This window comes from Vogesella aquatica, from assembly GCF_028548455.1.
GTDB lineage: Bacteria > Pseudomonadota > Gammaproteobacteria > Burkholderiales > Chromobacteriaceae > Vogesella > Vogesella aquatica.
The window spans coordinates 26,929-40,667 of record NZ_JAQQLF010000009.1; the positions used below are offsets into that span (position 1 = coordinate 26,929).

The 13,739-nt window shown below is 62.0% G+C and carries 12 protein-coding genes and 2 tRNA genes; 8 read left to right on the forward strand and 6 right to left on the reverse strand.

The annotated features are described in order from the left end of the window. Positions 1 to 5: 5 nt before the first annotated feature. The 5 genes from PQU95_RS08295 (at position 6) to PQU95_RS08315 (ending at position 5,652) form a co-directional block, all read left to right on the forward strand. The gene (locus PQU95_RS08295; RefSeq protein WP_272751568.1) at positions 6 to 1,478 is read left to right on the forward strand and encodes an NAD-dependent succinate-semialdehyde dehydrogenase; all 1,473 of its coding nucleotides are present in this window, start codon (positions 6 to 8) and stop codon (positions 1,476 to 1,478) included. A gap of 38 nt (positions 1,479 to 1,516) precedes the next feature. Continuing rightward, a complete protein-coding gene (hpaH, locus tag PQU95_RS08300) occupies positions 1,517 to 2,320 on the forward strand; it encodes a 2-oxo-hept-4-ene-1,7-dioate hydratase (RefSeq protein ID WP_272751569.1) in 804 nt (267 codons plus the stop codon). A 12-nt stretch (positions 2,321 to 2,332) separates the two neighbouring features. Continuing rightward, a complete protein-coding gene (gene hpaI, locus PQU95_RS08305; protein ID WP_272751570.1) occupies positions 2,333 to 3,136 on the forward strand; it encodes a 4-hydroxy-2-oxoheptanedioate aldolase in 804 nt (267 codons plus the stop codon). Positions 3,137 to 3,480: 344 nt separating this feature from the next. Next, positions 3,481 to 4,650 (forward strand): p-hydroxyphenylacetate 3-hydroxylase oxygenase component, encoded by a 1,170-nt coding sequence (locus PQU95_RS08310; RefSeq protein ID WP_272751571.1) that lies wholly within the window; start codon positions 3,481 to 3,483, stop codon positions 4,648 to 4,650. A 63-nt stretch (positions 4,651 to 4,713) separates the two neighbouring features. Further along, positions 4,714 to 5,652 (forward strand): p-hydroxyphenylacetate 3-hydroxylase reductase component, encoded by a 939-nt coding sequence (locus PQU95_RS08315; RefSeq protein WP_272751572.1) that lies wholly within the window; start codon positions 4,714 to 4,716, stop codon positions 5,650 to 5,652. A 303-nt stretch (positions 5,653 to 5,955) separates the two neighbouring features. Here PQU95_RS08315 and PQU95_RS08320 read toward each other — a convergent pair. From PQU95_RS08320 to PQU95_RS08340, 5 genes are all read right to left on the reverse strand, one after another. Further along, a tRNA-Met gene (locus tag PQU95_RS08320) sits at positions 5,956 to 6,032 on the reverse strand. Positions 6,033 to 6,162: 130 nt separating this feature from the next. Continuing rightward, positions 6,163 to 6,239 (reverse strand) — tRNA-Met (locus PQU95_RS08325). Positions 6,240 to 6,299: 60 nt separating this feature from the next. Next, positions 6,300 to 6,485: a hypothetical protein gene (locus PQU95_RS08330; RefSeq protein ID WP_017507067.1), complete on the reverse strand. Its 186-nt coding sequence runs from the start codon at positions 6,483 to 6,485 to the stop codon at positions 6,300 to 6,302. 220 nt (positions 6,486 to 6,705) lie between these two features. After that, positions 6,706 to 8,766 carry a methionine--tRNA ligase gene (gene metG, locus PQU95_RS08335; protein WP_272751573.1) on the reverse strand — a complete coding sequence of 687 codons (2,061 nt, stop codon included), beginning with the start codon at positions 8,764 to 8,766 and terminating at the stop codon, positions 6,706 to 6,708. Positions 8,767 to 8,934: 168 nt separating this feature from the next. Next, positions 8,935 to 10,182, reverse strand: coding sequence for an MFS transporter (locus PQU95_RS08340; RefSeq protein ID WP_272751574.1), 1,248 nt, complete (start codon positions 10,180 to 10,182; stop codon positions 8,935 to 8,937). Between the two features lie 305 nt (positions 10,183 to 10,487). Between PQU95_RS08340 and apbC the strand changes: the two genes are divergently transcribed. The 3 genes from apbC (at position 10,488) to PQU95_RS08355 (ending at position 12,794) form a co-directional block, all read left to right on the forward strand. Further along, positions 10,488 to 11,570 carry an iron-sulfur cluster carrier protein ApbC gene (apbC, locus tag PQU95_RS08345; protein ID WP_272751575.1) on the forward strand — a complete coding sequence of 361 codons (1,083 nt, stop codon included), beginning with the start codon at positions 10,488 to 10,490 and terminating at the stop codon, positions 11,568 to 11,570. Between the two features lie 9 nt (positions 11,571 to 11,579). Continuing rightward, the gene (gene murI / locus PQU95_RS08350; RefSeq protein WP_272751576.1) at positions 11,580 to 12,368 is read left to right on the forward strand and encodes a glutamate racemase; all 789 of its coding nucleotides are present in this window, start codon (positions 11,580 to 11,582) and stop codon (positions 12,366 to 12,368) included. Between the two features lie 201 nt (positions 12,369 to 12,569). After that, on the forward strand, positions 12,570 to 12,794 hold the full coding sequence (locus PQU95_RS08355) for a hypothetical protein (RefSeq protein WP_227304783.1): 225 nt from the start codon (positions 12,570 to 12,572) through the stop codon (positions 12,792 to 12,794). 89 nt (positions 12,795 to 12,883) lie between these two features. Here PQU95_RS08355 and PQU95_RS08360 read toward each other — a convergent pair whose 3' ends face one another. After that, a complete protein-coding gene (locus PQU95_RS08360) occupies positions 12,884 to 13,711 on the reverse strand; it encodes a CPBP family intramembrane glutamic endopeptidase (protein WP_272751577.1) in 828 nt (275 codons plus the stop codon). Positions 13,712 to 13,739: the final 28 nt, after the last annotated feature.

Consider the following 13,739-nt stretch of genomic DNA (forward strand, 5'->3'; position numbering starts at 1 on the left):
CCACCATGACACAGAGCAACTTGTTGCAAGACCCCGGCCTGCTGCGTAACCAGGCCTTCATCAACGGCGAATGGGTAGCCGGCGACCACGGCTCCCGTTTTACCGTGCACAACCCGGCCACCGGCGACGTGCTGGCCGAGGTGGCCTCGCTGGGCAGTGCCGAGACCCGTCGAGCAATCGAAGCGGCCGAAGCAGCCCTGCCCGCCTGGCGCAACCTGCCGGCAAAGCAACGCTCGCAGATCTTGCGTCGCTGGTTCGAGCTGATGATGCAGCACCAGGAAGACCTGGCGCAGTTGCTCAGCCTGGAGCAAGGCAAACCGCTACCGGAAAGCCGTGGCGAGATTGCCTACGGGGCCAGCTTCATCGAATGGTTTGCCGAAGAAGCCAAACGCGCTTACGGCGATGTGATTCCCAGCCCGGCGACAGACCGTCGGCTGGTCACGCTGAAGCAGCCCATCGGCGTGGTGGCGGCGATCACCCCGTGGAACTTCCCCAATGCCATGATCACCCGCAAGGTGGGCCCGGCACTGGCGGCCGGTTGTACCGTGGTAGTGAAGCCGGCGGCCGAAACCCCCTTGTCGGCGCTGGCCATGGCCGTGCTAGCAGAGCGTGCCGGCGTGCCGCGCGGCGTACTCAATATCGTTACCGGCGACCGCGCCAGCGAGATCGGTGCCGAGCTGACCCGCCACCCGGCGGTACGCAAGCTGTCGTTTACCGGCTCCACCCGGATCGGCAAATTGCTGATGGAACAGTGCGCCGGCACAGTCAAAAAACTGGGGCTGGAACTGGGCGGCAACGCCCCGTTCATCGTCTTCGACGACGCCGACCTGGACGCCGCTGTGCAGGGCGCCATGGCCAGCAAATTCCGCAATACCGGCCAGACCTGCGTCTGCGCCAACCGCATCCTGGTACAGGACGGGGTGTACGACGCGTTTGCCGCCAAGTTGGCCGCAGCGGTCAGCCAGATGGCGGTAGGCCCGGCCCACAGCGGGCAAGTACAGCAAGGCCCGCTGATCAATGCCAAGGCGGTGGCCAAGGTAGCCGAGCACGTCAACGATGCGGTCAGCCAGGGCGCCCGCGTGCTGACTGGCGGCGCGCCGCACGCGCTGGGGGGCAACTTCTATCAGCCGACGGTGCTGACCGAGGTTACCGAGCACATGCTAGTGGCGCACGAAGAAACCTTCGGCCCGCTGGCACCGCTGTTCCGCTTCAAGGACGAGGCGGATGCCATCCGTCTGGCCAATGCCACCGAGTTCGGTCTGGCGGCCTATTTTTACAGCCGTGACGTTGGCCGCATCTGGCGCGTGGCCGAGGCCATCGAAGCCGGCATGGTGGGCATCAACGAAGGGCTGATTTCTACCGAGGTCGCCCCCTTCGGCGGCATCAAACAGTCCGGGCTGGGCCGGGAAGGCTCCAAGTACGGTCTGGAAGACTTCATGGAAATCAAATACCTGTGCTTCGGCGGCCTGGACCGCTAAACCGTTAACGCCACAGACCTCACCCACAGAGAGACCTCATGCTTAGCCAAGACATCATCGAACAGACTGCCCGCCGCTTGCACCAAGCCGAGCAGGACCGCCAGCAGATTCGCCAGATTTCGCTGGAGTACCCGGACATCACCATTGAAGACGCTTACGCCATCCAGCGCTGCTGGGTAGACATGAAACTGGCCGAAGGCCGCGTGGTAAAAGGCCACAAGATCGGGCTGACTTCCCGCGCCATGCAGATGTCGTCGCAAATCGACGAGCCGGATTACGGCACCTTGCTGGATGACATGTTCTTCAATGACGGGGCCGACATCCCTACCAGCCGCTTCATCGTGCCGCGCGTCGAGGTGGAGCTGGCTTTCATTCTGGGCAAGGAACTGAAAGGCCCGAACATCACCCTGTTCGACGTCTACAACGCCACCGAATACGTGATTCCGGCGCTGGAAATCATCGATGCCCGCAGCCAGTCCATCGACCCGGCCAGCGGCCGCCCACGCAAGGTGTTCGACACCATCTCCGACAATGCGGCCAACGCCGGCGTGGTGATGGGCGGCCGCCCCATCCGGCCGTCCGAACTGGACCTGCGCTGGGTATCAGCCCTGATGTACCGCAACGGCGTGATTGAAGAATCCGGCGTAGCCGCGGCCGTACTGAACCACCCCGCCAATGGGGTGGCCTGGCTGGCCAACAAACTGGCACCGTTCGACGTTAGCCTGAAGCCGGGCCAGGTGATTCTGGGCGGCTCGTTTACCCGCCCGGTGGCCGCACGACCGGGGGATACCTTTCATGTGGATTACGGCCCGCTGGGTGCCATCAGCTGCCGCTTTGTCTAGCAGGAGACCACGATGCAAAACCCGCACAACCGCTTCAAGGCCGCACTGAAGGCCGGCGAGGTCCAGATTGGCCTGTGGCTGGGCCTGGCCGATGCCTACTGTGCCGAACTGCTGGCCGGCGCCGGCTTCGACTGGCTGCTGATCGACGGCGAGCACGCCCCCAACGAACTGCAGGGCATGCTGGCCCAACTGCAGGCCATTGCCCCCTACCCCAGCCACCCGATCGTGCGCCCGGTCTGGAACGACCCGGTGCGCATCAAGCAGATCCTGGATATCGGTGCACAAACCCTGTTGCTACCCATGGTGCAAAGCGCTGCCGAAGCCGAGCAAGCCGTGGCCGCAACGCGTTACCCGCCGCACGGTATCCGCGGCGTGGGTAGCGCATTGGCCCGGGCCTCGCGCTGGAACCGTATTCCCGACTACCTGCACGCCTGCGAGCAGGAGATCTGCGTACTGGTGCAGATCGAGACCCGAGCCGGCCTGGCCGCGCTGGATGCGATAGCTGCCACCGAAGGCGTGGATGGCGTGTTCATCGGCCCGGCCGACCTTTCTGCCGACATGGGTTACCTGGGTCAGCCGACGCACCCGGCAGTCCAGGCCGCCATCGAAGATGCTATCCGTCGCATCCGTGCCCACGGCAAGGCACCCGGCATCCTGATGGCGGATGAGAAGCTGGCACGTCATTACATTGCGCTGGGGGCGCAATTCGTGGCGGTCGGCGTAGACACCACCTTGCTGGCACGCAGCGCCGAAGCGCTGGCTGCCCGCTACCGCGATACGCTCGCGCCAGCACCCCAGGCCAGCAGCGTGTACTGAACCCGGCAAGCCGGTATCTGCACCGGCTTGCCTGCTGCCTCCCCGTGGCAGCGTCACTGACAACGGATGGCCGTTGTTCGCAGGTGCTTCCTCTTTTTACCGGCCTCGAGCCGGTATTTTTTTGCCCGTTTTTCACCGTGTATCGAACGATGCTTCCAGGGTGCCCCACTCAATCAAAAAACGATGAAAAGTACAAATTTACACCCGAAAGTTACATTTCAACCGCGATTGACGCTCCGCATAATGCAGTCACAGCCAACGCCACAGATAGCCGGCCCAACCCGGTAACGCCCGATACGGGCCAAGGCTGGCAAGACCACGACACATCATGGAGAGAGATGATCATGAATAAGCACAATCCTTTGCTGGAAAAACTCCGTTCCATCCTGCCGGCTATTGCGGCCAACGCCCAGCGCGCAGAAGAAGAGCGCAAAGTACCAGACGAAAACATCAGATTGCTGAAAAGCATCGGTATGCATCGCGCCTTCCAGCCCAAGCAATACGGTGGTCTGGAAATCTCCCTGCCCGAGTTTGCCGACTGCGTGGCCGCCCTGGCAGGCGCCTGCGGTGGCACCGCGTGGGCCTTCAGCTTGCTGTGCACCCACAGCCACCAGCTGGCCATGTTCTCGCCGCAGCTACAGCAAGAAGTCTGGGGCGAAAACCCGGACGCCACTGCCAGCAGCAGCATTGCCCCATTCAGCCAGATCGAAGAGGCCGATGGCGGCGTGTATCTGAGTGGCGAGATGGGCTGGAGCAGTGGTTGTGACCACGCCGAGTGGGCCATCGTGGGCATGCGCCGTAAGAACAGCGAAGGCGAGTTGGTCTACAGCTTTGGCGTCCTGCCGCGCAGCGACTACGAGATTCGCGACAACTGGTTCTCTATGGGCATGAAGGGCAGTGGCTCCAAAACACTGGTGATCCGCAACGCCTTCATCCCGAATCACCGTATCGAGGCGGCCAAAGACATGATGGAAGGCCGCTCCAGCGGCTTTGAGCTCTACCCGGACAGCGCCATTTTCTACACCCCGTACCGCCCCTACTTTGCCAGTGGCTTTGCCGCCATCAGCTTGGGCGTCGCAGAACGCATGCTGCAAGCGTTCAAGGAAAAAACCCAGAACCGTGTACGGGCCTACACCAGTGCCAGCGTTGGCACCGCCACCCCAGCCCTGATGCGCCTGGCTGAATCAACCCACCAAGTAGCGGCGGCACGTGCATTCCTGGAAAAAACCTGGCAAGACCACGCCGAGCACGGCCGCCGTCACCAGTACCCCACGCGTGAAACCCTGACCTACTGGCGTACCAATCAGGCCTACGCCGTGAAGATGTGCATTGCCGCTGTCGACCGCCTGTTCGGTGCATCAGGCGCCGCTAGCTGGATGGAAGGGAATGAATTGCAGCGTCTGTTCCGCGACTCCCACATGACCGGTGCCCACGCCTATACCGACTACGACGTCTGCGCCCAGATTCTGGGGCGTGAGCTGATGGGGCTGGAACCAGACCCGACCATGGTCTGATCCGCCTATCCCGCACAAAGTGGCCCAGCTGACCGGGCCCGCCCCATCCACAGGAGCCACCCCATGACCACCCCCACCTCCGAACTCGACCCGCGCGTTTTCCGGCGTGCGCTCGGCAACTTTGCTACCGGCGTCACCATCATGACCGCCGCCACCCCGTCTGGCAGCAAAGCCGGCGTCACGGCCAACAGTTTCAACTCCGTCTCGCTGGACCCGCCACTGGTGCTGTGGAGCATCGACAAACGTTCCGGCAGCTACGCGGTATTCGATGAAGCCACCCACTTTGCCGTTAACATCCTGGCCGCCGACCAGATCGAACTGTCCAACCATTTCGCCCGCCCCAAGGAAGACAAGTTTGCCGGCATTGCCCACGACTGCGGCGCCGGCGGTGCCCCGCAATTTGCCGACTGCGCGGCACGCTTCCAGTGCGAGAAATACCAGCAAATCGACGGCGGCGACCACTGGATTTTCATCGGTAAAGTCGTGGCCTTCGATGACCTGGGCCGTTCTCCACTGGTGTACCACCAAGGCACGTATTCCATGGTATTGCCGCACGCCCGCATGCAGAAACGCGAAGAAGGCAGCACCCCATCCAGCACCTTCCAGGGCAGGCTCAGCGACAACCTGTACTACCTGCTGACCCAAGCCGTACGCAGCTACCAGGCGCACTACCAGCCCAAACAACTGGCAACCGGTTTGCGCACCAGCGAAGCCCGCATGCTGATGGTACTGGAAGGCGATGCGCAACTGGCCATGGGGGACCTGCTGCGCGAAGTCGCTATGCCAGTGCGGGAAATCGAGCAAGCCGAAGAAATACTGCGTCGCAAAGGCCTGGTGAGCAACGGTGAACACGGCTATCACCTCACTGACGATGGCAGCCAACAGGCTGCCATGCTGTGGGACATTGCCGCCCGCCAGCAGCAGCAGGTGTTCGAAGGCTATACACAACAGGAAATCGACACCTTCAAGAAGGTGCTACGCGGCATCATTGCCTTGCGCTAAACGAGACGGACCATCACCTTGCAAAGGTGATGGTTCAGTCCAGTGAGACGGTAATCCCCCCGTTTTTAAGGGTAGTCAGAAGTAGAGCTGTGCCCAGTGGGCACAAAACGCGCCGAAATCCCAAAGGTCACGACAAAACAGCGTGCCCATTCAGCCCAAAGGTCAAAAAAACCTCATCAGGGATGTGCTGTGGGCACGGCTTAGGCACAGAAATGGGCACAGAGGCCGGTCTGTGCCCAAAACAGAGGAGGGAAAACGCAAAACCCCTGATCCAATTTCTCAATTGAATCAGGGGTTTGTGTTTGGTTGCGGGAGCAGGATTTGAACCTACGACCTTCGGGTTATGAGCCCGACGAGCTACCAGACTGCTCCATCCCGCGTCTGATGTGTTGAATAATATACAGTAACTATTGTTTCGTCAAGACTTATTTACTGTAATTATCAATTTGTTTTCCAGGCTGCTTTGCCGGAAATGAAAAAGCCAATCTTTCGATTGGCTTTTCGAAAACTTGGTTGCGGGAGCAGGATTTGAACCTACGACCTTCGGGTTATGAGCCCGACGAGCTACCAGACTGCTCCATCCCGCGACAGAGAGGAGCAACTATATCTGTACTGCACTGCCGCGTCAAGCTTTTTACAAAAATAACTCAGGCTGCCGTCTGTACGTAAGCGTTAGCCGGATACATGACGCTCTCTACACCTGCGGGTGTACGCATGGTCACTTCGTAACGGCGGCCTACAGCACGCACGTCCATTACCTCGAAACGCAGCTCTTCACCTTTATCGGTGACTTCCAGGATGCTATGGCCTGGCTCTAGTTGGTTAATACGCATTGTCTATTTCCTTTTCAGTTTTCATTCTTGTTATGAACTATTGGTAAAACAGCTTGAAGCTACAGCACACCATACACAGTGTCAAAGACATTGACCATACGTAGGACTACGTGGTTCCCGTGTCATGTCAAACAGCTTAGCAGCGGCAAATGAACGCCGGATGACAGCCAAAAAAAACGCCCCGCAATGCGGGGCGTTGTGGTGCAAATGGCGATACGGCTTAGCCTACACGCATGCCTGGCTGTGCACCGTCGTCGGTATCCAGCAGGAACAGGCCGCTGCTGTCGTCAGTGCCGGAGGCGCACACAATCATGCCTTGCGATACGCCAAAGCGCATCTTGCGTTCGGCCAGGTTGGCTACCACGATCACTTTGCGACCTACCAGCTTTTCCGGCTCCTGGTAGGCGGAACGGATGCCGGAGAAGATGTTGCGCTGTTCAAAGCCCAGGTCGATGGTGAACTGCAGCAGCTTGTCGGAGCCTTCCACGAAGTTGCAGGCCAGTACCTTGCCCACGCGCAGATCCAGCTTGGCAAAGTCGTCGATCTTGATGGTGTCGGCCAGCGGCTCGTAGTTGGCCGCAGCGGCCGGTGCTTGTGCTTCCATGGTCTGTTTGTTCGCTTCGATGAGTTTGTCCACCAGCACCGGGTCGACGCGTTGCATCAGGTGCTGGTACGGCTTGATGGTGTGGCCCAGCAGCAGCTGGCCGGCGTCGGCCCACTGCAGCGGTGCCACGTCGAGGAAGGCCTCTACGTCTTGCGCCACTTTCGGCAGTACCGGTTTCAGGTAGATGGTGAGCAGGCGGAAGGCGTTGATCAGCACGGTGCACACTTCGTGCAGGCGCGCTTCCTGGCCTTCCTGCTTGGCCAGCTCCCACGGTTTGTTGGCGTCCACGTAGGCGTTCACCACGTCGGCAATGCCCATGATCTCGCGCAGCGCCTTGGCGTACTCGCGCGCTTCGAAGGCGGCGGCGATATTGTCGGCCTCGGCGGCGATATTGCCCAGCAGACGGGTTTCATCCTGCACGCTGTCGGCCAGCTTGCCGCCAAAGCGCTTGGTGATGAAGCCGGCGGCGCGGCTGGCGATGTTGACATACTTGCCGACAACATCCGAGTTCACGCGCGCCACGAAGTCACCCAGGTTCAGGTCGATGTCTTCGATGCGGCTGTTGAGCTTGCCGGCGATGTAATAGCGCATCCACTCCGGGTTCAGGCCGCATTCCAGGTAGCTCTTGGCGGTGATGAAGGTGCCGCGCGACTTGGACATTTTCTGGCCGTCCACGGTAAGGAAACCGTGAGCGAATACGCCGGTAGGCACACGCATGCCGGAGAACTTCAGCGTAGCTGGCCAGAACAGCGCGTGGAAGTACAGGATGTCCTTGCCGATGAAGTGGTACATCTCGGTGCCGGTATCCGGCTTGAACCAGGCGTCGAAGTCCAGGTTCAGCTGGGCGCACAGCTTCTTGAAGCTGGCCATGTAGCCGATGGGCGCATCCAGCCAGACGTAGAAGTACTTGCCCGGCGCGTCAGGAATCTCGAAGCCGAAGTACGGTGCGTCACGGCTGATGTCCCAGTCCTGCAGGCCGCCGCCGATCCATTCGTTCATCTTGTTCAGCGATTCCGGCTGCAGGTGCGGCTGTACCACGCCGTCGGCACGGCGTGTATTGCCGCTGGTCCAGTCGCGCAGGAAATCGGCGCACTCGCCCAGGCGGAAGAAGTAGTGCTCGGAGGTTTTCAGCACCGGCGTGGCACCAGACACCGCCGAGTACGGGTTCTTCAGCTCGGTGGGGTTGTAGGTGGCGCCGCACACTTCACAGTTGTCGCCATACTGGTCTTTGGCGCTGCATTTCGGGCACTCGCCCTTCACGAAGCGGTCCGGCAGGAACATCTGCTTTTCCGGGTCGAACAGCTGCTCGATGGTACGCGAGGTGATCTTGTTGTCGGCACGCAGCGCGCGGTACATCTGCTGCGCCAGTTCCTTGTTTTCCGGGCTGTTGGTGCTGTAGTAGCTGTCGTGGCCGATCAGGAAGCCCTGCGAGTCGGCTACGTGCAGCGCTTCTACCTCGGCAATCAGCTGCTCGGGAGTAATGCCGCGCTTCTCGGCTGCCAGCATGATAGGAGCGCCGTGGGTGTCGTCGGCACACACGTAGTAGCACTCGTGGCCGCGCATCTTCTGGAAGCGCACCCAGATGTCGGTTTGGATCTGTTCGAGCATGTGGCCAAGGTGCAGCCCCGCGTTGGCGTAAGGCAGTGCACTGGTCACCAGAATCTTGCGTGTGGTCATGGAGAAGCGTCCGGTGAAAGGTATTCGGTAAACCATCGATTATAACGACAAAGGTTGGCCGCGACAGTCATCGCGGCCAACCTTGTGAAATTACGCCGCCGCCGCAACGCTAGCAGCGGGGTCAGCCAGGCGCTGGCCGCTGGCAGACAGGGCCAGCGGCCGCGCCGGTCAGGCCGATTGCGGCAGCAGGTCCGGGTCGTCGCGCTCGGCCATGGCCACCGCCACTTGCGGGCGCGCCATCCACACGAAGGCCAGCGCGGTCAGCACAGACAGCAGGGCAAAACCGGTGATGCCGCCGGCGATATACGCCCAGCGGAACAGCTCGATGCCGATACCGTAGCCGGCCATGCACAGCATGCTCATGCCGGCCGACACCACGCCTTTGGGCAGCTGGCTGCTCATCAGCGCAAAGCGGTACAGCACACCAAAGGACAAGCCCTCGCCCACTGCCATCAGGCTCATGCCCAGCACCAGGAAGATGTGCTGGTAATGGCCATACAGTACGCCGGCCAGCATCAGCACCAGGCCGCCCACTACCGGCCACATGCCCAGCAGCACCGAGCGGCCCAGCGGCCAGGCTTCGGCGCGGGCGGCCAGCAGCAGGTTACCGGCGATCAAGCCACCGAACACTGGCAGCTGCCACAGGCCGTATTCCAGCGTGCTCATGCCCAGGTCTTCTACCAGCAGCACCGGCGACAGCGCGATCCAGCCCATCAGCGGCAGCGCCAGCATCGGGATGCACAGTACCGACAACACAAAGCGGCGGTCGCGCAGCAGCTGCAGGTAGTCGCCGCCCATACGCGACAGCGGGCGCGGGTTGGCCGCAGGCTGTACGGTTTCCGGCATTTTCCACCACAGGCCCAGCAGCGCCAGCAGCGCGCAGGCCGCAATAAACAGGAAGCAGCTACGCCACGGCGCCAGCTCGATCAGTGCGGCACCGGCCAGCGGGCCCACCATGGGGGCAATCAGCGCCACGTTCGCCATCAGCGCGGTAACGCGCACGGCGGTTTTCTCGGCGTAGGCTTCCTGCACCGCGGCATAGCCCACGGCGTTGATGAAGCACAGCCCCATGCCTTGCAGTACGCGCAGCGCCATATAGGCTTCGATACTGCCCACCAGATAAGTGGCCAGGCAGCTCACGATAAAGAACACCACGCCGGAAAGCAGCACCGGGCGACGGCCGTAGCGGTCGGACAGCGGGCCGGTGAGCCACGATAGCGCCGCGCCGCCCAGCAGGAAGAAGGTCATCGACAGCGGCACCCAGCCGGCGTCCACGCCGAACTCGCGGGTAACTTGCAGCATGGCCGGCTGCGCCATGTCGTTGGCGATATAAACGGCAAACTCGAACAACACCAGGGCTAGCGGGAACAACAAGGTAGCAACAGACAGGTGGGCAATTTTATTATTGGCAGACAAAAGAACACCTCAAAAAACCATGACGCGGCAGCAAAGCACCGCGTCACGTTGACAAAAAGGCCGGGGATTCTACGCGAAATCAGCCACTTAGGCCAGCGCTTATTGCCAACGCACCGCCAGCGCAGGCGGCAGGCGGCGCTTTGGGCTATCATTTGCGGCATTCCCCGCGCCCCCGGCGCCTGTCGGCGGGCGCAAAACCTGATTAAAATAGTCGGGTAATCCCGACTTGGCGCACGAATATGTTCTCCCGACTAGGCAAACTGTTTGGCAGCCCTGCCAACACCGACACCCCACGGACACCCGACATGGCTCACAGCGACGCAGATATTCTGGCAGCCCTTGCCAACCTGATCGACCCGGATACCGGCAAGCCTTACCGCAAAGGCCTGGCCATCGCCTGCAACGACAGCAGCCGCCTGGCGCTCAGCGTCAAGCTGCCCTACCCGGCCAAAAGCCGCTTTGCCGAGATTGGCGCCCTGTTTACCGAAGCCTTGGCCCCGTTTGCCGACGGCCGCCCGGTAGAGGTTGATGTAAGCAGCCAGATCACCAGCCATGCCGCCCAGCGCGGCGTGCCGCTGCTGCCCGGTGTAAAGAACGTGATTGCGGTGTCGTCCGGCAAGGGCGGCGTGGGTAAATCCACCACTGCGGCCAACCTGGCACTGGCGCTGGCGGCAGAAGGCGCGCGGGTCGGCATTCTGGACGCCGACATCTATGGCCCGTCGCAGCCGCTGATGATGGGCCTGCAAGGGCAGAAACCCGAAGTAGTAGAAGGCAAACTCAAGCCGCTGGAAGCGCACGGCGTACAAACCATGTCCATCGGCTACCTGGTGGACGACGACCAGGCCATGGTATGGCGCGGCCCCATGGTGAGCCAGGCGCTGCAGCAGCTGCTCAATGACACGCTGTGGGACGAGCTGGACTATCTGGTCATCGACATGCCGCCGGGCACCGGCGACATCCAGCTGACGCTGTCGCAAAAAGTACCGGTGACCGGTGCCATCGTGGTGACCACGCCGCAGGACATCGCGCTGATCGATGCCAAGAAAGGCCTGAAGATGTTCGAGAAGGTAGGCGTGCCCATCCTCGGCATTGTGGAAAACATGGCCATGCACGTGTGCAGCCAGTGCGGCCACGAAGAGCACATCTTCGGCCACGGCGGCGCCGACAAGATGAGCGCGCAGTATGGCGTAGACGTACTGGGCTCGCTGCCGCTGGACTTGTCCATCCGCCTGTCTACCGACGAAGGCAAGCCCACCGTGGTGGCCGAGCCGGACGGCAAGCTGGCCACCCGCTACCAGCAAATCGCCCGCCGCGTGGCCGTGAAAGTAGGCGACAAGGCGCGTGACTTCTCCAGCAAGATGCCGAAGATCGTCATCCAGAACAGCTAGGGCACACGCATGATCGGCATGTTCGATTCCGGCCTGGGCGGCCTGTCGGTATGGCGCCAGCTGCGCCACGCCCTGCCACAGCAGGATGTGGTGTACCTGGCCGACCAGGGCTACTGCCCCTACGGCGAGCGCAGCCAGCCAGAGCTGATAGCGCGCGCCGAGGCCATTACCGCCTGGCTGCTGCAGCAAGGGGCGCAGCTGCTGCTGATCGCCTGCAACACCGCCACCAGCGCCGCCGCGCGACACCTGCGCGAACGCTATCCGCAGCTACCCATCGTTGGCATGGAGCCGGCCATCAAGCCCGCCGTACTGGCCAGCCAGAGCGGCCGTGTGGGCGTGCTGGCCACCCACGCCACCTTGCAGGGCGACAAGTTCCGCCAGCTGGTGGCGCAGTTTGCCGGCGACACGCTGGTGGTGCCGCAAGCCGGCAAGGGTTTTGTCGAGCTGGTGGAAGCGGGCGAGCTGGACAGCGAGCGCAGCCGCGCAGTAGTTGGCCGCGCGCTGGCCCCGCTACTGGAACAAGGCGTAGACCACGTGGTGCTGGGCTGTACCCACTACCCGTTTCTGGCGCCGCTAGTACGCCAGCTGCTACCGGCGCACATCGACATCATCGACCCCACCGACGCGGTGATCCGCCAGACCCTACGCCTGATGCAGCAACACGGCCTGGCTGCGGCCAGCGGCCCTGCGGCCAACTACCGCTTTGCCAGCACCGGCCAGCCCGGCAATATGGCCCACTTCCTGCAGCACACGCTGGGCACCATGGCACAGGTGGAATATATCGATTTGCCCGGCTAACACCGGCACCTCTCGCCACAACAGGCCCGGGCACACCCCGGGCCTGTGGCTTTTCAGCGCTGCTTACAACAGATGTCATGCAAGCGGACTGACAGAAAAATACCTCAGGTTTTACCCGCCACCGCCGATAAGCAAACATGGGGCAGCACACGGCAACGCCAGTGAATGCAAGGCCCCTGGGCAAGGCAGGAGGAAGACATCATGGGTAATCTGAACTGGTATGCCGGCCTGCGCGAGCAAGCTGCTTATCAACAAGCCGCTGCCATGCTCAAAGCAATTGAAGAACATAAACAGGCTATAGCCAGGCTGGAAACCAGCCTGGCAACCCTGGGCGACATCGTGGATCTGGCACGCGTAGACCGCATGGCCGCCCAGCTACTGGTAGAAGAGCGCCTATCAATAAGCGACCACAAACAGAGCGGTTAAACCGCCTACCATAGTCTGATACCGCAAGGTGCCAACTATAACGGCCAGCCCTGGCAACAGGGTTGGCCGCTCTTCTTTGTCGCTACCGGCTAGCGCAGCTGCGGATAGCTTAGCCAGGCCAGATGCAGCACATTAAAGCCCGTGTGCAGCAAGATGGCGTAGCCCAGCCGCCCCGTGGCGGCATACAGCAGCGCGTACGCCGCCCCTGCCAATGTCGCCACCAGTGCCCACAACACACCAGCGGGCACGTGTACCAGGCCAAACAGTACCGCCGATAAAGTGCAGCGCTGCCACAGCGGCCAGCGTGCCGCCGCCGCAAACACGCCCTGGCGAAACAGCGCCTCCTCCGGCAAGGACACCAGCAGCAGGTTGGCCGCTAGCCAAGGCAGCCACCAAGCCGGCCATTTGGGCTGCCAGGCCAGCAAGCCGCCAGCCAGTGCCAAGCCCAGCGCGGCAAACAGGCAGGCAACGCACGCTAGCAGCCAGTGGCCACGCTTTGCCACCGCGGGTAAAGCGACACGCGGCAGGCACAGCAGCAGCCACAAACCGGCCAGCCCCTTATCCCAGTGCCAGTACAGCGTGTAAGATTTGCTGTTGTCAGCCAGCACGCCCTGCCACCAGCGCGGCGGGTAAAAGCCGGGCAAGGCGTGCAGTGCCAAGGTCAATATCAGCGTCACCGCCAGCAGCCACGGCCAGCGCGCCCGTGGCCAACGCAGGCACAGCCACGCGGCCAAGCCCAGCAGCCCGTAAGCCAAGCCAGCTAACGGCGCCAGCACGCCCGCCCACAGCGCCACGGCTGAAGCCGGCACGGCCACGCCCAGCGCCAGCCGGCGCTGCCCGGCCAGGGCCGCCAGCAGGGCAATGGCCAGCAGCGTAAAGGCGGCCAGCACAGGCCAATCAGGTACGGTATAAGGCATGTCAGGGCAAATAAGCAGTAAAGCGCGC